The 18,586-nt window shown below is 59.4% G+C and carries 17 protein-coding genes; all 17 read right to left on the reverse strand.

The annotated features are described in order from the left end of the window. Positions 1 to 8: 8 nt before the first annotated feature. Complete coding sequence (locus FHX76_RS04720; RefSeq protein WP_208402437.1) at positions 9 to 914, reverse strand: Cgl0159 family (beta/alpha)8-fold protein; 906 nt, start codon at positions 912 to 914, stop codon at positions 9 to 11. After that, positions 911 to 1,870: a 5-dehydro-2-deoxygluconokinase gene (gene iolC / locus FHX76_RS04725; protein ID WP_167148397.1), complete on the reverse strand. Its 960-nt coding sequence runs from the start codon at positions 1,868 to 1,870 to the stop codon at positions 911 to 913. Before iolC ends, FHX76_RS04720 begins: the two co-directional genes overlap by 4 nt. Before the next feature lie 228 nt (positions 1,871 to 2,098). Then, on the reverse strand, positions 2,099 to 3,019 hold the full coding sequence (locus FHX76_RS04730) for an RluA family pseudouridine synthase (protein ID WP_167148399.1): 921 nt from the start codon (positions 3,017 to 3,019) through the stop codon (positions 2,099 to 2,101). Further along, the gene (gene lspA / locus FHX76_RS04735) at positions 3,009 to 3,683 is read right to left on the reverse strand and encodes a signal peptidase II (RefSeq protein WP_341777862.1); all 675 of its coding nucleotides are present in this window, start codon (positions 3,681 to 3,683) and stop codon (positions 3,009 to 3,011) included. Before lspA ends, FHX76_RS04730 begins: the two co-directional genes overlap by 11 nt. 5 nt (positions 3,684 to 3,688) lie before the next feature. After that, on the reverse strand, positions 3,689 to 4,315 hold the full coding sequence (locus FHX76_RS04740; RefSeq protein WP_167148401.1) for a DivIVA domain-containing protein: 627 nt from the start codon (positions 4,313 to 4,315) through the stop codon (positions 3,689 to 3,691). 113 nt (positions 4,316 to 4,428) lie between these two features. Further along, positions 4,429 to 4,719, reverse strand: coding sequence for a YggT family protein (locus tag FHX76_RS04745; RefSeq protein ID WP_167148404.1), 291 nt, complete (start codon positions 4,717 to 4,719; stop codon positions 4,429 to 4,431). Positions 4,720 to 4,807: 88 nt separating this feature from the next. Then, a complete protein-coding gene (locus FHX76_RS04750) occupies positions 4,808 to 5,278 on the reverse strand; it encodes a cell division protein SepF (protein ID WP_167148405.1) in 471 nt (156 codons plus the stop codon). A gap of 37 nt (positions 5,279 to 5,315) precedes the next feature. Then, positions 5,316 to 6,038 (reverse strand): YggS family pyridoxal phosphate-dependent enzyme, encoded by a 723-nt coding sequence (locus FHX76_RS04755; protein ID WP_167148407.1) that lies wholly within the window; start codon positions 6,036 to 6,038, stop codon positions 5,316 to 5,318. 20 nt (positions 6,039 to 6,058) lie between these two features. Next, positions 6,059 to 7,201 carry a cell division protein FtsZ gene (gene ftsZ / locus FHX76_RS04760; protein WP_167148409.1) on the reverse strand — a complete coding sequence of 381 codons (1,143 nt, stop codon included), beginning with the start codon at positions 7,199 to 7,201 and terminating at the stop codon, positions 6,059 to 6,061. Positions 7,202 to 7,468: 267 nt separating this feature from the next. After that, positions 7,469 to 8,764, reverse strand: a complete 1,296-nt coding sequence (locus FHX76_RS16660) for a cell division protein FtsQ/DivIB (RefSeq protein WP_167148411.1) — start codon at positions 8,762 to 8,764, stop codon at positions 7,469 to 7,471. Between the two features lie 55 nt (positions 8,765 to 8,819). Beyond that, positions 8,820 to 10,217, reverse strand: coding sequence for a UDP-N-acetylmuramate--L-alanine ligase (gene murC, locus FHX76_RS04770; protein WP_167148413.1), 1,398 nt, complete (start codon positions 10,215 to 10,217; stop codon positions 8,820 to 8,822). A gap of 164 nt (positions 10,218 to 10,381) precedes the next feature. Further along, positions 10,382 to 11,455, reverse strand: coding sequence for a UDP-N-acetylglucosamine--N-acetylmuramyl-(pentapeptide) pyrophosphoryl-undecaprenol N-acetylglucosamine transferase (locus FHX76_RS04775; protein WP_167148415.1), 1,074 nt, complete (start codon positions 11,453 to 11,455; stop codon positions 10,382 to 10,384). Continuing rightward, positions 11,452 to 12,732, reverse strand: coding sequence for a putative lipid II flippase FtsW (gene ftsW, locus FHX76_RS04780; protein WP_167148417.1), 1,281 nt, complete (start codon positions 12,730 to 12,732; stop codon positions 11,452 to 11,454). Before ftsW ends, FHX76_RS04775 begins: the two co-directional genes overlap by 4 nt. Beyond that, positions 12,710 to 14,209, reverse strand: a complete 1,500-nt coding sequence (murD, locus tag FHX76_RS04785) for a UDP-N-acetylmuramoyl-L-alanine--D-glutamate ligase (RefSeq protein WP_167148419.1) — start codon at positions 14,207 to 14,209, stop codon at positions 12,710 to 12,712. Before murD ends, ftsW begins: the two co-directional genes overlap by 23 nt. A gap of 3 nt (positions 14,210 to 14,212) precedes the next feature. Beyond that, positions 14,213 to 15,298 carry a phospho-N-acetylmuramoyl-pentapeptide-transferase gene (mraY, locus tag FHX76_RS04790; protein WP_167148421.1) on the reverse strand — a complete coding sequence of 362 codons (1,086 nt, stop codon included), beginning with the start codon at positions 15,296 to 15,298 and terminating at the stop codon, positions 14,213 to 14,215. After that, complete coding sequence (locus tag FHX76_RS04795; protein ID WP_167148423.1) at positions 15,295 to 16,707, reverse strand: UDP-N-acetylmuramoyl-tripeptide--D-alanyl-D-alanine ligase; 1,413 nt, start codon at positions 16,705 to 16,707, stop codon at positions 15,295 to 15,297. Before FHX76_RS04795 ends, mraY begins: the two co-directional genes overlap by 4 nt. 48 nt (positions 16,708 to 16,755) lie before the next feature. Further along, positions 16,756 to 18,531, reverse strand: a complete 1,776-nt coding sequence (locus FHX76_RS04800; protein ID WP_167148425.1) for a penicillin-binding transpeptidase domain-containing protein — start codon at positions 18,529 to 18,531, stop codon at positions 16,756 to 16,758. Positions 18,532 to 18,586 lie beyond the last annotated feature (55 nt).

The following is an 18,586-nucleotide window of genomic DNA, read 5'->3' on the forward strand; positions in this document are numbered from 1 at the left end:
CGTTCGTTCTAGCGTGTGTGGACGAGCTTGGCTGCGGTATCAACCGCTGCGCTCACGTCGTTGTCGTGTGGGTACAGGAGCGTGCGGCCGACGACGAGGCCGTGCACCCCTGGCAAGGCAAGGGCATGCTCCCAGCTCGCGTACACATCGTCGGGGGCTCCGCTGGGGTCGCCGCCAAGCAGCAGGGTTGGAAGCGTAGTAGCCTCCATGACCCGCTCCATATTGGCCACGACGGGGAGTTTCATCCAGGAGTAAGCGGAAGATGCGCCAAGCCCTGACGCAATGGCGATCGACTCGATCACGGCGTCAGTGCTCAGGTCGTTGCTGATCACACCGTCACTCCAGCGGCTGCGAAACGGCTCAAGCATAATCGGGAGCTGTGCCCCAGCGGCAGCGGTGACGGCGCGGGCAGTTTCTTCAAGGGTTCGAACCGTTGCGTTGTCCTCGTGGCAAATGCGAACGAGGAGCTTGGCAAAGTCGAGCCCGCTGTCAACGATGGAGGGAACGTCATAGGCCGTGTAACGGTCATCGATCTCGAAGGTTGACCCTCGAAGGCCTCCCCTGTTCATCGAGCCAACCACGATCTTGTCGTCGAGCACACCGAGCAGCGCCAGGTCTTCGATGATGTCCGGCGTGCCAAGGACACCGTCAACGCCTGGCCTGCTGAGCGCAAGCGCAAGCCGGTCGAGCAGGTCGTATCGGTTGGCCATCGCCATGCCGTTGCTTCCCACTCCGAGCGCACCGCGTGCGGGATGATCGGCTGCAACGATAAACAGCCGGTTGTCGTCACGGAGCAGTTCTCGCCGCTTTCGCTTGGCGAGGATGCTGCCGATAGCGTCTGGATGCTGCGCCCGCGTCTGTCTGAGGCGCTCGGCCGCATCCATATCGAGCGGCGCTTTCTGGAACGTGGTCATCGATCAATCCTTTCGAGAACCTCGTTAACCTCGGCGGTGCGAGGCATCGCCGTTGAGCATTCGAGGCGGCCGGCGACCAGCGCGCCGGCGATGTTTGAAAATCGGAGCGTGTCTTCGAGCGACCATCCGGAAAGGAGACCGTGGCAGAGTGCACCACCGAAGCTATCGCCCGCTCCAAGCCCATTGACGACGTCAACGAAGTAGGGCGGAACTTCGACCGTTTCCGTCGCCGTCTTGGCAAGAACACCCTTTGGCCCTTGCTTGACGATGGCAAGCTTCACCCCGCGCTCGAGGAGCGCGTCAGCGGCCCGCAGCGGCTCGGTCTCCCCCACCGCAATTTCGCATTCTTCCCTATTGCCAACCGCAACGGTCACGTGTTCTAGTGCGCGCCCCACCTCTGCGGTCGCTGTTGCTGGAGAATCCCAGAACATCGGCCGGTAGTCGAGGTCGAGCACGGTGAACTCGGCCCGCTGGCGTGCGTTCCAGGCGGCGTGATGAGCTGACCTGCTGGTTTCGTGGCTGAGGCCCGTGACGGTTGCCCAGAAGATGCGCGCGTTGGCGATGGCGTCGAGGTCAAGCTGATCGGCCTCGATGAGCAGGTCGGGCGCGACCGGCTCGCGGTAGAAGTAGAGCGGGAAATCGTCTGGCGGGAAGATTTCGCAGAACGTCACGGGCGTGTTGAGCCCTTCAACCACGCTCACCCAGCGGTTGTCAACGCCGAGTCGATCGATCTCACGGCTGATGTACCGCCCAAACGGATCGTTGCCCGTGCGGGTTATCACGGCGGTGCGGCGCTCGTGCTGCGCTGCTGCGACGGCCACGTTGGTGGCGCTCCCGCCAAGGAATTTGCCAAAGGATGTGACGTCTTCAAGGCCAACGCCGGTTTGGACCGGGTAGATATCTACCCCGACCCGACCGATGGTCACAAGATCAAATGGCTGCAACGACTCCGTCACGGCGAACTCCTTCGTATTGATTCGTTCAATACGGTTAGCCTACAGCCTCGAAGCTACTTTGTCATGACATACTCACATTAAAATTATGCGATGGTGCCAACACGCAGCCGAGGTCGACGCACAGACGCACAACACGCGGCAACGCACGGAAGACAGACAAACAATCCCCGCCCCACCAACGCCTATTCGCGCATGAGGTTCGAGGCATCAGCTCACGGCAGTTGGCTGTTACTGCGCGCGCAACACGTCAAGCGCGTGCTGCAGATCCGCGGGATACTCACTGCGGTAGGTGACCCATTCGTTGGTGCCAGGATGGGTAAATGACAGCTCTTTTGCGTGCAACCACTGCCGTTCAAGGCCAAGCTTTGCCGAAAGCGTCGGGTCAGCACCGTACATTGCATCGCCAACACAGGGATGCCGCTGGGCCGCCATGTGCACACGAATCTGGTGCGTGCGGCCGGTCTCAAGGTGAATCTCGAGCATCGTGGCATACGGAAACGCCTCAAGCGTCTCGTAGTGTGTCACCGAATGTTTGCCATCTTGGGTCACCGCAAATTTCCATTCGGAACCGGGATGCCGCCCAATAGGAGCGTCGATAGTCCCAGCAAATGGGTCAGGATGCCCCTGCACAATGGCGTGGTATACCTTCTCGACCGTGCGGTCGCGGAACGCGCGCTTCAACAGCGAATACGCTTTTTCGCTTTTCGCGACGACCATAAGACCACTCGTACCAACGTCAAGGCGTTGCACAATTCCGGCGCGCTCTTGGGCGCCAGATGTTGCGATGGTGTAGCCAGCTGCCGCGAGGGCACCGAGCACGGTTGGACCCGACCATCCGATAGCCGGATGCGCAGCAATACCAACCGGCTTATCAATCACCACAAGATCGTCGTCATCGTGGATGATCTTAAAGTCTTCAACCTCAACCGGCACAATCTTCGGACCCTCTTTTGGCGTCCAACTCACGTCGATGTGCGACCCAGCTTGGAGTCGGTCTGACTTCGACGCAACGCTGCCGTCAACCAGCACGCCACCTTCGGCGAGCACCTCTGCGGCAAAACTGCGAGAGAACCCAAGGAGCTTCGCCAGCGCGGCATCAACCCTGACACCTTCGAGGCCGTCAGGAACGTACAGGGCCCTACTCTCCACGGCCGGGCTCTTCCGCGGTCTCCGCGGCTTCTGCCGCTGCGCGCTCCTTCTTGGAGGGCTCGCGCGTACCATCAATGCGGATGCCTCTGAACGTCAGCATGACAAAAATCGCCATGCTGCTCACGATGAAGATATCGGCCATGTTGTAAATGGCGGGGATCATCCACGGAGTAGAGATGAAGTCAACTACGTGCCCCTGGGGAAACCCGGGCTCGCGGAAGAAACGATCGCTCAGGTTGCCAACGGTTCCGCCGAGGAGCAGGCCGAGGAAAACGGCCCAGCCAACAGAACGAATGCGTGCCGAGTACCAAATAATAAAGAGCACAACGCACGAGGCGAGGATCGCGAAGATCCAGGTACTTCCACTTGCAAGCGAAAACGCGGCGCCGGGGTTGCGAACAAAATGAAACTGCAAAAACTCACCAAGCACCGGCTGCGAAATGCCATACGGCAGGTTTGCAACAACCCAGTTCTTGGTGAGCTGGTCAATCAGGTAGATGACGGCGGCAAGCGCGAGCAGCACAAACAGCACTTTGCGCTGTCCTGCGGGCACGCGAGTGTCGCCGTCAGCAGCAACTGCTGACGGCGACACTCCTGCGGCATCATCGCTCTTGGCCGCTTCAGACTCATTCGGGTCTGAAGCGCCCGTCGATTTGTCTGTCACTCTGATTAGTCGAGACCTACGGGTGCACCCTCGGGCTCAGGCGAGCCGTCAAGGCCACGAAGCTGGCCCTGGATGTAGCTGCGGAGCGTCGAGCGGTAGTCACCCTCGAACTCGCGGAGCTCTTTGATCTTGGTCTGCAGGTCTGCGCGCTCAGTGTTCAGGCGGGCAAGCTCGTCGGCACGCTGCTTCTGAGCATCGGAAACGAGTTCGCGAGCGGTGGTCTCACCCTCGTGGATGAGCGCGTCGCGCTTCTCTTCACCCTCGCGCACGTGCTTGTCGTGCAGTTCGAGTGCAAGCTGCAACATTCCGCTGCTCTTTGAAGCCTCTGCGGTGAGTCCGGCGCCGGCTACTGGAGCGGCTGGAACCTCAACAACAGCGACGGTTTCTTCAACCTCAACAACAGCGGGAGCTGCGGCCGAGCGGGGCTCAGCAAACTGGCCGGCCTCAAGTCCCTGGATGCGATCGCGGAGTTCTTCGTTCTCCTGCTTGAGCGCAGCCGCTTCTTCCTCGTAGCGGCGGAGCTCTTTGCCCACCTCATCGAGGAAGTCGTCGACCTGGTCGAGGTCGTATCCGTCACGGAACTTGGTAATCGTAAACCGCTTGTTTACGATATCTTCAGGTGTCAAAGCCATCGCTGGTCTCTTTCGCTTATGTCTTCACCACACTTGCGGCGTCAAAGTCAACGCTAGCAAAATGCGGTAGCTAATGTGTAATGCGCGTACAGGTTCCAACAATCATTTTAGCGTTATGGAAGCAGCGCAAGCAGAATCCAGCAGGCGACTAGGGTAATCATCCACCCAAAATCAAGCGAAAATGTACCAACTCTGAGCGGCGGAAGAAGTCTCCGAATAAATCGCAGCGGCGGGTCGGTAATTGTGTATACCGTCTCAACAAGGATGACCAAAAAGCCCTTTGGACGCCACGACGGGTTCAACACCCGCACCCAATCAAGGATAAAACGGCCCCACAACACCGCAATGTAGAGGTTGATTACGATCTTCAAAACGAAGCTAATAATCAAGATTGCTTCAAGCATTGCGTATGGGTCTCTGGTTCTCTTCGGGACGAGCAAACCGCACGCTGCGAATCGCAGGTGCGGTCAACTCAGTAGTACGAGCTAGGACTTAAGACTTGACGAAAAACGACGCCTCAGCCTCGTTGCCGGTGCTGTCATCACCGCTGATCGCGATGTGTGACGGCGAAAGCAAGAATACCTTGTTGGTAACACGCTCAATCTTGCCATACAGGCCCTGCGACAGCCCACTCGCGAAGTCGATGAGGCGTTTGGCCTCGCCATCGTCCATCTGCGAGAGGTTGATGATGACGGGGATTCCATCGCGGAAGTTTTCGGCGATCACCTGGGCGTCGCGGTACTGCTTCGGGTGGACGGTCAGAATTTCGTTCAGTGGAGTGTTCACAGCGGCCCTCGTTGGGGTTCGGCGAAGCGGGGTAACCGGAGCACGCGTCGGTGCTGGTGCGGCGGCTGCAGCTGCGGGAGCGGATGGCTTCACGGGAGCCTGCTCAGCCTCCTCGTATTCCAGCTCTTCGTCAGCCAGCCCAAGGTAGACCATGGTCTTCTTCAGCGGGTTGCTCATTACGTTACCTCCAAGATTGTCTTCTTTGAGAGTAGACCTAGTCAGGTCGTTTTCCCGTGATTGCCGTGCCAATTCGAAGGTGTGTCGCACCCTCGGCAATAGCCTCGGCGTAGTCCTGTGTCATGCCGGCCGAAATGTCCGTTGCGTGCGGGGCAAGCTGCTGGAGCGCATCCGAGTAGCCCCTCAACCTGGCGAACGCCCGTCTCGGCTCTTCGTCGAGTGGGGCTACTGCCATCACTCCGCGAAGATTGAGCGACGGATGCGCGAGCACACTCTCGGCGAGGGCAAGCAGCCCGTCAGGCTGCACTCCCCCGCGTTCGTCGTTCTCGGTGAGGTTGATCTGCACAAAGCAGTCGAGCGTCCGGGGCTGTTCGTTGAGCGCTTCAACAAGGCGGATGCGGTCAAGCGCGTGTAAAACGTCGGCGTACTGCGCAACCTGGCGAATCTTTTTGCCCTGAATTTGGCCAACAAAATGCCAGGTCAGGTCGAGGTCAGAAAGCTCTTGCGCCTTCTCGCTCGCCTCTTGATGGCGGTTCTCTCCAAAGTCGCGAACGCCAAGGGCGTGCAACTCACGAACGAGACTGGCCGGATGGAATTTTGTCACCACGATTGTGGTGATGTCTGCAACATCCCGCCCCGCCTCGGCGGCGGCAGCTGCCACTCCTGAGCGAACGGCTGCAAGCCGATCGCTCAGGAGTGAGGAAATGTGTACTGGCGCGGAAGACGAATCCGTCTCGCCGCGTGAGGAAATGTCAGACATTCAGCCGGGCAGCCTCTCTCCTATTTCAAGAAGTCAGGGATGTCGATGTCGTCGTCATCCATAAACGACGGGTCTGCAAGCACTGCCTCAACGGGAGGCGACACGATTGCCTCGCCAAACTCCGATGCAGACTCCGCTTCGTTGACCTCGGGCGTCTCTGCTGGCGTCACGTAGGTGCGTCGCTTGATGAGCTCGGGGTTTGCGGGAGTTGCGGGCTCGATTGAGTCAAAGCCAGCAGCAATCACCGTGACGCGCACCTCGTCGCCGAGGGTGTCGTCGATGACCGTACCGAAGATGATGTTGGCTTCCGGGTGCACAGCATCCTGAACCAGTGACGAGGCTTCGTAGATCTCGTTGAGGCCAAGGTTTGATCCACCCTGAATGCTGAGCAGCACGCCATGGGCGCCCTCAATGCTGGCCTCAAGCAGCGGCGACGCGACGGCAAGCTCTGCGGCTTTGATAGCGCGGTCGGCTCCCCTCGCGGATCCGATACCCATGAGGGCCGAGCCAGCGCCCTGCATAACCGACTTAACGTCGGCGAAGTCGAGGTTAATGAGACCAGGGGTCGTGATGAGGTCGGTGATGCCCTGCACGCCGGCGAGGAGTACCTGGTCGGCAGAGGCAAACGCCTCGACCATGCTGATACCAGGGTCGCTAATTTCGAGCAGACGGTCGTTCGGTACAACGATAAGCGTGTCTACTTCTTCGCGGAGCGCGTGAATGCCGGAGTCGGCCTGCGCGGCACGGCGCTTTCCTTCAAAGCTGAAGGGGCGGGTGACAACACCAATGGTGAGCGCGCCGATTGACTTGGCGATGCGGGCAACAATTGGGGCGGCACCGGTTCCGGTTCCTCCGCCCTCACCTGCCGTCACAAACACCATGTCGGCCCCGGCAAGGGCCTCTTCGATCTCTTCCGCGTGGTCTTCTGCTGCGCGACGCCCAACCTCGGGGTCGGCTCCTGCGCCGAGTCCACGAGTCAGCACGCGCCCAACGTCAAGCTTGACGTCTGCATCGCTGAGCAGCAGCGCCTGCGCGTCTGTGTTTACGGCGATGAACTCGACTCCACGCAGTCCGAGCTCGATCATTCGGTTCACCGCATTGACACCGCCGCCGCCAACACCGACGACTTTGATTACTGCGAGGTAGTTCTGATTATTTGACACGTCCGGCCTCCGCTGAAACCTTAAACCTTTACTAGAGGATTAAAGTTATTCCCAGTATACATTTCCTGGGCTTCACGCTACGGCCGATTGGGGTCAGAGCCGGGATGACCTTCCGCGTGTCGAAATTTTCTTCAGGTTTCGCGCCCCGGCGAGGCTCCGCACCTCACGCCCATCCGCACCTCGACCTGACCGGAATGTGTCTCAGCGCATAAACTGACACATTTGGGTCAGCTCGATGACACGGCTCAGAGCATGGGCAGCAGATGGCTACGAGTAGACCGGCGCATCGATCGATGAAACATCAATATTTGTGACGGGCTGCCCGGCAAGAGCTGCGACCATCTTCTCAAGAATGACACTCTTCACTGCGGAGTCTTCTGAACTCCCCCAGATGACGTTCAACCCGTTGTCTGCGAATTTAAACACGACGTCCTCGCCGGTTGTGGCCGTGACCGTATCCAAGCGGGCCACAAGCTCGGGGCTCACCGAGAGCAGCGCATTTGCGATCGCTTGAAACGGGGCCGACTCTGGGTCTGGCGCAACGGCAAGCACAAGCGGGAACCCGGCAGGTCGCTCAGGAGTCGTTTCGATAACCACACCGGCAGGATCAACGAGCTCAAATCCATTTGTCGTGGCGACGGCGGCAATCGGCTGCCGTTCAATCACCCGAACCACCATGGTATGCGGGGGCACCATCTCAAGCGAATAACTCTGGATGATCGAAAACTGGCCAAGCGCCTCTTCGACCGCGGAACGATCGATCAGCGTCAGCGGAACGTTTTTCTGACTCGAAAGCGCTTCCGTGACGGCGGCCGTATCAAGACGCGTCGCTCCCACAACTTCAACCGTACGCATACCCATAAGTGGCGTAAACGCGCCGACGACCACAAACAGGATGAGGGCACCAACCGCGGTAAGCACGATGAGTGTGTTTCGCCTGCGGCGGCGGGCCTCAGCCGTGAACCGCTTCATCTCGGTTCGCTCTGCCCTCCGGCGGCGACGAACAGCGCGTCTAATGTTGACGGATGAGCGGAGATTTGCTCGTAGCGGGGACTCTTCGAGTACACCAAGGTCGCGTGTCTCATCGTCAGACTCGGCGCGATCATGCGCGTCTGGCTGCCCTATTGGCCCCGATGATGTAGGCCTGAAGGCAGCATCCGAATCAAGCGCTGGCAACCCATCAGTAAATGACGAGGAGAGGTCAACGGTAGCCATATCGTCGTGAGACGATTGCGGCTCGGCAGGCGCAACAGGGGTCGTCGCTGACCGCCGTTCTGCGGAGGGTGCGCGAACGACCCGAGGCGGCTGCGAGGATTCGAGCACCTCCTGCTCGACGGGAGTACGGTCGTCCGGAATTTGCTCTGCTGTGATTTGCTCGTCCGAGATTTGCCCTACCGGGATTTGCCCTACCGTGATTGGCTCTATCGAGGCTGGCTTTGCCTTCCGGCGGAGTGGAAGCACCGGCGCGACCTGCTCGCGGCGTTCGCGAGAAGCTGGCGTCTTCGGCTGCTGCGGTTCGACTGGTTGATGAGCACCAGGATCAAACCCCCCAGGCCGCTTCACGACTGCCCCTCAGCCGCGTCAAGTGATGCGCGCCCCAGCGCACCGGAATTCAAACTCACGACCAGCGATCCTCGAGAGCCTCACGGACCTGCGGGATGATTCGGTACACGTCTCCGCAGCCCATGGTGATGACGAAGTCGCCGGGCTCGGCCACTTTGGCGATGTAGTCGGCGGCATCCTGCCACTCATCGATATAGGCAACCTTCGACTGATCTGCGAATTTCTCCGAGACGATCTCGCCCGTAACCCCTGGTACCGGCTCTTCGCGGGCGCCGCAGACCGCCAGCACAACCGTGTGGTCAGCCAGCTCTTCGAGGGCGGTGGCAAATTCCTGCGCAAACAGATGCGTGCGGCTGTAGAGGTGCGGCTGGTGCACAGCGATCACGCGACCTTCACCAACAACCGTGCGCGCGGAACGCAGCAGCGCTTCAACCTCGGTTGGGTGATGCGCATAGTCGTCGAGGACCGAGACTCCGCCAATCGTGGCGTGCAGCTCAAACCGACGCCGTGTACCGCCAAACGTCGCGATAGCGGCAAGCGCAGCAGCAGGCTCGTTTCCAAGAGCCACAAGTACGGCAAAAGCGCCCGCTGCGTTGACCGCGTTATGGTGACCAGGAACGGTTAAACGGGCTGAGTAATCAACGCCCTGATAGTTCACGGTGAAGCCAACTGGACCATCAGTGAGAACAGAGTGCAGCCGCACATCGGCAGAGTCATCCTCACCAAATGTGAGCAGACGGTCGGGGTCAAGCTGGGCGCTGACCTCTCGCGCACCCGCGTCATCGGAAGAGATGACAACGAGTTCGCTGGCATTGCTCGCGAAGGTTACAAAGGCCTTCATGAAGTTTTCGCGGGAACCATAGTAGTCAAGGTGCTCTGGATCAACATTGGTAATGAGCGCAATAGAAGTGTCGTAAATGAGGAACGACCCATCAGATTCATCGGCCTCAACAACAAACAGTGGATCGGCCCCTGCACCTGAGCTCACGCCGAGCGATTCGATAACCCCACCATTCACAAAGCTGGGATCTTGTCCGAGTGCGAGGAGTCCGCTGACGATCATGCCGGTCGATGTGGTCTTGCCGTGCGCCCCAGCGACGGCGACGAGCCGTTGTTTAGCAACCAGCCAGGTCAGCGCCTGAGAGCGATGCAAAATGGGAAGGCCCCGTTTTGTCGCAAGAACATACTCGGGGTTTGTTGGCCAGAGAGCTCCGGTGATGACAACCGTATCGGCGTCTCCAAGGTTGGCAGCATCGTGACCAATCGCGATGCGAACTCCGCGCTCTCTCAGCGCAATCACGTTGGCATTCTCGGCAGCATCAGACCCCGTGACGGTGTGCCCGGCATCAAGAAAGAGCCTCGCAATGCCGCTCATGCCAGAGCCGCCGATACCAATGAAGTGAACGGTCGAAACGGTTTCTGGCAGTTCGAGAGTGAGATCCGGGTAGATCATGGGATGGGCCTCCTGAGGCGGCAAACGATGCGGGTTCTAGGGTAGCCCCACAGCCTGACAAGTTGGTGCAACCGCGCCGACGTTCGCTTCCTCTGGTTCTGCAACGCGCAGGGCATCCGATAAGCGCAGCGGGCAGTTACCATGAGGCCCGGGTGGGCAAGAAGCTAACGGCCGAGCGCTTCGTGAACAAGCCGGACCGTGCGCTGCGTTCCGTCGAGCACGCCAACCGCGGCGGCGCGCTCCCCCATCGCCGCAAGCGACTCCGGCTTTTCAAGAAGCGGCAACACATTATGGATGAGCCAGTGCCCGGTCAGCTGGGCGTCCTCAACCAGCATCGCGCCACCGGCCTCCACAACGCCGGCAACGTTAAAGCGCTGCTCGCCGTTTCCGTGCGGGTAGGGAACATAGACAGCCGGGATCCCGAGACCGGTCAGTTCACTCGCGGTTGCGGCCCCCGAACGAGAAATCGCAAGGTCAGCAGCGGCAAGGGCAAGATCCATGCGGTCGCAATACGGGATGATCGAATAATGCTCAATCTCGGGGTCCTCGATCTCGGTGCGCTGTCCCCACACGTGCAAAATCTGGTTTCCCGCCGCAATAAGCGCGGGGGCAGCGTCAGCGACAGCGCGGTTAATCTGGCGCGCGCCCTGAGAACCTCCGGTCACAAGAATCGTTGGGCGGTCTGCCTCAAGCCCAAAATACGCTCGGGCTTCAGCACGCGTTGCCGCACGATCGAGCGTCGCAATTTCGGACCGCAACGGCATGCCAACAAAGCGGGCATGCGCGATCTTGGTGCCCTCAAATGCGACCCCAACGAATGGAGTGTTGCGAGCCCCTGAGGCGTTCGCCATCCCCGGCTTTGCGTTGGCCTCGTGGATAACGTACGGAGTCTTCGTCTGGCGCGCAGCCCGGTAGGCGGGTGCCGAGGCGTAACCGCCAAAGCCAACAACAACGTCCACACTATTGGCCGTAATGATCTCACGAACGCGCTTGACGGCCCCGAGGTAACGAGGGACAAAAGTTACTGCTGCGGCATTTGGCCTGCGCGGAAACGGAACGCGCGCAATCGTGAGCAGCTCATAGCCGCGCTCGGGCACAAGCCGAGCCTCGAGTCCCTCCGCCGTACCGAGGACAAGAATCGTCGATTCTGGTTCTGTCGCGCGGAGTTCGTCTGCAACCGCGAGCAAGGGGTTAACGTGTCCAGCTGTGCCCCCACCGGCCAGTAAATAGGTGGTCATTGCTTCTTGCCCCGTAGCTTTCGGAATGGAATGGTAAATCGTGGAAGGGTTGACCGTTCGCCTGGCACGCCCGATTCTTCGGCGGCAGCATCGGCGGCATCCCTCGCAATCGAGAGCACAACCCCGATTGCGAGCATACAAGAGATCAGAGCTGTCCCCCCTGACGAAAGCAAGGGCAAAGGAACCCCAAGAACTGGCAGCAATCCGATAACAACCGCAATATTCACGAACGCTTGTCCAACAATCCAAACGAGCACAGAACCAGTCACAATGACGCCGAAGCTGTCACGAGCGGTTCGCATAATGCGGAGCAATCCGATGGCAAGCACAACATAAAGCAGCACAACAACGATGGCACCAACCATGCCAAGCTCTTCGCCAATAATGGAGAAAATATAGTCGTTATCCGCGGCAGGCAACCACGACCATTTGGTTTTTGAATTCCCAAGCCCTACGCCAAACAAGCCACCCGTTGCCATGGCCCCAAGCGCGTGTTGCGGCTGCCAGCACAGGCCGCTGAAGTCGACACATTTTTCGTTCCAGAAGTTGAGGATACGGCCAACGCGGTTTTCACTTGTCGCCGCGAGCACACCAATAGTGAGCAGGCTGAGCGAGAGCGGGATGGCAAGGATGCGCAGCTTAATATCCGCAAAATAGAGGGCCGCCATGACGATGGCGAACATGATGATTCCGGTTCCGAGGTCGTGACCGGCGATGACCGTAACGATCGCGAGACCGGCGCCGGGAAGCACAGGAATAAGCGCGTGTTTCCAATCGCCAAGCAGACCTCGCTTGCGCCACAGCACGGTACCCATCCAGACCACCATGGCAAGCTTCAAAAACTCAGACGGCTGACCTCGGATACCGGCAACGCTAATCCAGTTTCGGTTTCCATAGACCTCAATACCGATGCCGGGAACAAATACCAGCAGCTGAAGCAGGATGCCGAGGCCAAAAAAATGCCAGGCCCAGCGTTTCCAAAACGAGATCGGGAAGCGGCTCAGGATGAGCATCAGCGGGATGCCGATAGCCGCAAACATTGTTTGCCTCAGAAACACCCCAAAGAAGCCCTGATCGCCAACGTAGGACGTGATTGAGGACGAAGAAAGAACCATTGTGAGCCCAAGGGCCACAAGAAACAGTGTTGTTCCAAGCACCAAAAAGAACGTGCCCGTTTCGGCGCGCATCGAGCTGCCGAGGTTGATGCGTGACTGCAAGCCTTCGGGGCCGGGGGAAGCCGAATTGGGCTGGGTTCTACTGCGAGGCGGAGTTGCCATCCGCCTCACCTCCCACATACTCTCGAACCGCTTCCGCGAACTTATTGCCGCGGTCGCCGTAGTTGGTGAACTGATCCATCGATGCCGCTGCCGGGGCCAACAACACGGTGTCTCCTGGCTGAGCGATCGTGGCCGCGTACTCAACGACCGACGCCATAACGCTCTTAGTCTCGCTTGGCGTGACTTCAAATAGCGGCACATCGGGTGCGTGTCGTGCGAACGCAGCTGTGAGTTCGCTGCGATCGGCGCCGATGACAATGACGCCACGAAGCCGGTCAGTGTGTCCGCTCACAAACTCGTCAACATCGACGCCCTTGAGCAGCCCGCCCACGATCCAGACGATGCTCGGAAACGAGCGAAGGGAGGCGGAAGCCGCGTGCGTATTGGTGGCCTTTGAATCGTCGATCCAGGCAATCTCGTTGTGAACGGCAACCCGCTCGACGCGGTGCTTGTCGAGACCAAATCCATCCAGCGCCGCCGCAATCTGCTCTGGGGTAACCCCGCGTGATCGCGCGAGCGCAGCCGCGGCAAGGATGTTCTGCACGATGTGCGGGGCGTCAAGCCCAAGTGATCGAAGGTGCTCGATCGTCGTGATTTCGAGTGCGCTCGAACGGCGATCGTCAAGGAACGCGCGGTCACACAGGATGCCGTCAACGATCCCGAAGCCGCTCACCTGTGGCGTGTCAAGACCAAAGCTGATGGCGCGGGCGCCCTCCTGAACATCCGCCCCCTCAACCATGCGCTCGGTCACGGGGTCTGCGCGGTTGTACACGCAGGCGTGCTTGGTGTTTTCGTAAATATTCGCTTTGTCGGCGATGTACTGCTCAAGCGATCCGTGCCAGTCAAGATGGTCGGGCGCAATGTTGAGGCACACGCTCGAATACGGTTCGATGTGCCCGAGCCTGGCCAGCTGGAAGCTCGAGAGTTCAACCACGAGCACGTCGTAGCCTGCGGGGTCGCGGAGCGCGTCGAGCACCGGCACACCGATATTTCCAACCGGCGCGACTCGGAGGCCGCCGGCAAGCAGCATGTGGGCCGCGAGCTGCGTTGTTGTGGTTTTTCCGTTTGTGCCGGTCACCACGATCCAGTCGGCTGGCTTGCCCACTTTGTCACGAAGCCGCCAGGAAAGCTGGATGTCGCCCCACACCGTGATCCCGTTGTCAGTCGCCCAGGTCGTGAGCGGATGATCTGGACGATAGCCGGGAGAAACAATCACGAGGTCGGCATCGAGAGCGTTGAGGTGTTTGAGCTGCTCGTCGTTCCCCTCGGCCCGCACAAAACCGCTTCCGATGACCTGGAGAAGCTGCTCGCGCTCAGGGTCAGCACCGGCAGCAATCACGGTGACGTTGCAGCCGAGCTCTACGAGCGTGTCGGCAACCGAAAATCCGGTGACTCCGAGGCCAAGAACGGCGACCGTGAGGCCGCTCCAATCGTGATGCCAACTGGTGAGTGCCTCAACACGGGTGGTGTCAGCCATGCCCTATACCGCCAACCATTCTGAGTAGAAGAGACCAACGCCAACGATCACAAAGAATCCGGCAATCAACCAGAACCGAACCACAACGGTGGTTTCGGCCCAGCCCTTCAGCTCAAAGTGGTGGTGAATCGGGCTCATCAGGAAGATGCGCTTGCCCTTGGTGATCTTGAAGTACAGGCGCTGCAGGATGACCGAACCGGTTTCCATCACAAACAGACCGCCGATGAGCACCAGGAGGATTTCTGTGCGGCTGAGGATGGCGAGCGCAACAAGCGCGCCGCCGATGCCAAGCGATCCGGTGTCTCCCATGTAAATCTTGGCCGGGTTTGTGTTCCACCAGAGGAAGCCAACGAGTCCACCAACGATGGCAGCCGCAATGACGGCAAGGTCGAGCGGGTCGCGAACCGTGTAACAGTTCGAGCCGATGTTCACAGGGTTTGCGCAGGACTGGTTGAACTGCCACAGCCCGATGAAGAGGTATCCCCCGATAGCGAGGATGGCTGCGCCGGTCGCGAGTCCATCGAGCCCGTCGGTGACGTTCACGGCGTTTGAGGCAGAGGTCACCAGCACGATAATCCAGATGACGAAGCAGATAAGGCCGGCAACTGCGCCAAGCGTCATGAAGTCAATCGGTAAGTCTCTGAACACCGAGATATGCGTCGAGGCCGGCGTGATGCCGTTGGCATTGGCAAACTGCAGCGAGAGCAACGCAAAGATGAGGGCAACCGCGACCTGGCCAGCGATCTTGGCCCAACCGCCGAGGCCAAGGCTCTGCTGTTTGCGTGTCTTCAAGAAGTCGTCAACAAATCCAACGAGCCCAAGACCAACCATCATAAAGATGACCAGCAACGCCGAGGCCGTTACTGACTCGCCCTTGATGAGCTTTGCCAAGAAATAGCTGATCACCGAGCCAGAGATGAAGATGATGCCGCCCATCGTGGGCGTACCGCGCTTCGAGTAGTGAGACTTTGGCCCATCCTCACGGATGAACTGCCCCCAGCGAAGCTTGTTGAACCCCTTGATGAAGACCGGGGTCAGGAGGAGCGAGTAGAGCATTGAGAGCCCGGCCGCCATAAGAAGAACGATCATGCGAAGTGTGCTCCCAAACGGTCACCAAGAAAACGAAGACCGGCGGAATTCGATGATTTAACCAGCACGAGGTCGCCCGCACTGATTTCGTTGGCCAGATAGGCAAAAGCCTCATCCTGACTACTGAAAAACACGCTTTCTCCGTCCCACGAACCTTCGTTAATGGCGGTGATGTGCATTCGTCGTGCCTCATCGCCCACCACCACGATCCGCGAAATATTGAATCGGACCGCCTGTAAGCCTATGCGATCGTGCTCGTCTCCGGAAAATTCTCCGAGTTCGCTCATGGCCCCAAGCACGGCAACCGTGCGCTGACCGGGGTCACGGATGAGCGCAAGCGTCTTCAGCGCTGCCGTCATTGCATCGGGGCTGGCGTTGTAGGCATCGTTGATAATCGTGATGCCGTCTCTTGCAGGAAGAACTTCCATCCGCCAGCGTTCTGCGCGGACAACGCCCTCGATCGCGGCGACCGCATCCGGCAACAAAACACCGCACTCGTACGCAACGGCAAAGGCGGCAAGAGCGTTTCCGACATGGTGCTCACCGAGCACACGGAAATGCACCTCAGCGCTCTCCCCAGACGGCACGTGAACGGTAAACGTGGTTCCGGTGGCGGATGCCCGCACGTCTGTCGCCCGCACGCCTGCGGCCGCTGTCTGGCCAAACCACAGCACGCGAGCCTGAGCGTTCTCGGCCATGGCCGCAACCCGAGGATCGTCTTGGTTCAGCACGGCGACACCGGTTGATGGCAACGCAGCAACAAGTTCTGCCTTGGTACGCGCGGTGACCTCGATGCCACCAAAACGGCCAACGTGCGAAAGACCAACCATGAGCACAACGCCGATGTCTGGCTGCGCCATGTTGGCAAGTTTGGCGATGTCGCCAACCCCATCGGCGCCCATCTCCGAAATGAGGAATTTGGTGGATGCGGTGGCCTGCAGCATCGTCAGCGGCGCGCCAACCTCGTTGTTAAACGAGCCGACAGGAGCAACCGTCTCCCCCGCGGTCGACAGCATGGCGTTCAACAGGTTCTTGGTTGTGGTCTTGCCGTTTGACCCGGTAATGCCGATAACCGTGAGACCGTGGTCACGTTTCAGGCGGGCCACTACTTCGCGAGCGAGCTTTCCGAGGGCAACAACGGCATCCTCAACAACGATCTGGGCGATTCTGGAGTCGGTATCGTGCTCAACGATGGCAAGCGCAGCACCACGGTCAATCGCGGCACCAACAAACAGGTGTCCGTCGGTGTCTTCACCGCGCTTGGCAACAAACAGTTGCCCTGGCTCGATGAGTCGGGAATCCGTCTGGGCTTCGCCGCTGAGCGTTGTTGACCCTGTTGTTCCAGAGTCGCCGACAACTAGCGTTCCGTCTACGGCGTGCGCAATCTCGGCAAGCGATAGCGTAATCATGGAAAATACCTTTCGGTGCAAGAGCGGCCCCACACCCAATACAACAGTTTAGAAGTTCTTCGGAATAGTTTCTGCAGGCGTTGTTGACGGCGGCACGGCATAGGTCTTGATGGTTGCCTGGGCAACGTCGCGGAAGCCGTTCACGGTCTCTGGCGCGCCCATCTGCACCTCGGGGTGGCCAAGGACAAAGACAACCACGTATTTGGGGTCGTCCGCCGGGAAATAGCCGGCAAAAGAGTTCACGTAGGTGTCGCCATACGAACCGGTTTCATCAACCTGCTCTGCGGTTCCGGTCTTACCAGCAATGCGGTATCCAGGAATGGCGATGCGGTCGGTGAGCCAGGAATCCTGTGGCAGCATCTCGAGGATGCTTGTTGTTGTCTTCGCCGTTTCAGGGCTTACAACCTGCACCGGCTCGCCGGGGTCGTGGGCCGTGAACGTGCCGTCGGCGGATTCGCAGCCCTCAACGAGTTGTGCAGGCAGGCGCGTTCCACCGTTGGCAAGGGCCTGGTAGATGTCGCTTGTCTGGATCACCGTTGACGAGAGTCCCTGGCCAAACATCGTGTTGTAGGTGGTCTGGTAGTCCCATTCCTCCCACGGGCGAAGCTGGCCGCCGCTTTCATCGCCAAGGCCACTGTTGGTTGGTTCGCCCAGCCCAAACTTCTTGAGATAGCTGTAGCGGGTCTCCGCCGTCATGTTTGCGCCGAGCAGGGAAATACCGACGTTTGATGAGTCAACCATGACGCCGGTAAGCGTGTACTGGATGGGGCCGTGTGACCACGAATCGGCAAAGCGGGCACCGTTTGGGGCCTCGTAGGAACCGGGGGCGATGACCTGGGTCGTCGGCGTTGCGAGCCCCTGATCGATCAGCGCGGCTGCGGTGATGGTCTTGTAGGTCGAGCCCGGTTCAAAGGGCCACAGATAGGCCTTCGAGTTTCGGTCTTCAGCCGCCGAGGCGTCAACGTCGTTGGGGTCAACCGTGTTGCTTTCGGCGATGGCACGCATCTTGCCGGTTGAGACTTCCTGCACCGTGGCGAGGCCCCAGCGGGCGCCAGTCGTCTCAACCTGGCGGTTCACGATCTGCTGGGCCTGCCACTGCAGATCGCTGTCGATCGTGAGCTTCACGGTGCCACCGTCAACTTTGTCTTTCACTTTGACCGTTGTACCCGGAATTGTCACTCCGTCGGCACCCCGCTCGATCGTTTCCTCACCGTTTTGATCGGCGAGGCAGGCATCCTGAGACAGTTCAACTCCGGCCAGCGGAACGTTATCGTCGCCAACAAAACCGACAAGGTTTCCGGCGATTGCTCCGTTCGGATACGTGCGGCTTGGGTTTTGGTCAAACGTGAGCCACGGAATGCTGAGGTCCTTGAGCGCGTTGAGCGCAGCAAGATCCACGGAGCGCTTCACATAGGCGAAGTCAGACTTTGGGTTGATCGCGAGTGCATCGTCCACGATCTTTTGAATTTCCTCGCCAGACTGCCCGGTGATGGCACCAATCTCAGCGAGGGCCTCTGCCTTCGAAACCTCTTTCGTCTGGTTGGTATCGAGAGCCCTGTGAAAACTGCCAACGTTTTTCGGCGACAGCTGCACGTCGTAGCGCACGTCGGTCGTGGCTAGCAACACGCCCTTCTCATCAACGATGTCACCGCGGATGCCGTAGGTCGGGATCGGGACGGAACGCTTATCGAGCGCCGTCTCGGTCAGTTCGTCGGCATTCACGACCTGAATGTCTGCGAGTTTGAAGACAAACACCACAACAAACAGCGACAGGAACGCAAAGGTGAGCGTTGACCGAAGTCGACTTACTCGGCTGCGTCGCACGTGGATTCCCCGCTCTCGTTTCGCAATCGGTTCAATTCAGGAGTGGCCTCAAGCC

Origin of the sequence: Lysinibacter cavernae (assembly GCF_011758565.1) — a bacterium.
In the GTDB taxonomy this organism is placed as follows: Bacteria; Actinomycetota; Actinomycetes; order Actinomycetales; family Microbacteriaceae; genus Lysinibacter; species Lysinibacter cavernae.

Coding starts and splice junctions, on each gene's coding strand:
- FHX76_RS04795 (WP_167148423.1), bottom strand. CDS start 16,707: ATGATTACGCTATCGCTTGCCGAGATTGCGCACGCCGTAGACGGAACG.
- FHX76_RS04775 (WP_167148415.1), bottom strand. CDS start 11,455: ATGACCACCTATTTACTGGCCGGTGGGGGCACAGCTGGACACGTTAAC.
- FHX76_RS04755 (WP_167148407.1), bottom strand. CDS start 6,038: ATGTCTGACATTTCCTCACGCGGCGAGACGGATTCGTCTTCCGCGCCA.
- FHX76_RS04740 (WP_167148401.1), bottom strand. CDS start 4,315: ATGGCTTTGACACCTGAAGATATCGTAAACAAGCGGTTTACGATTACC.
- FHX76_RS04745 (WP_167148404.1), bottom strand. CDS start 4,719: ATGCTTGAAGCAATCTTGATTATTAGCTTCGTTTTGAAGATCGTAATC.
- murD (WP_167148419.1), bottom strand. CDS start 14,209: ATGGCTGACACCACCCGTGTTGAGGCACTCACCAGTTGGCATCACGAT.
- ftsW (WP_167148417.1), bottom strand. CDS start 12,732: ATGGCAACTCCGCCTCGCAGTAGAACCCAGCCCAATTCGGCTTCCCCC.
- mraY (WP_167148421.1), bottom strand. CDS start 15,298: ATGATCGTTCTTCTTATGGCGGCCGGGCTCTCAATGCTCTACTCGCTC.
- murC (WP_167148413.1), bottom strand. CDS start 10,217: ATGATCTACCCGGATCTCACTCTCGAACTGCCAGAAACCGTTTCGACC.
- FHX76_RS04750 (WP_167148405.1), bottom strand. CDS start 5,278: ATGAGCAACCCGCTGAAGAAGACCATGGTCTACCTTGGGCTGGCTGAC.
- FHX76_RS04720 (WP_208402437.1), bottom strand. CDS start 914: ATGACCACGTTCCAGAAAGCGCCGCTCGATATGGATGCGGCCGAGCGC.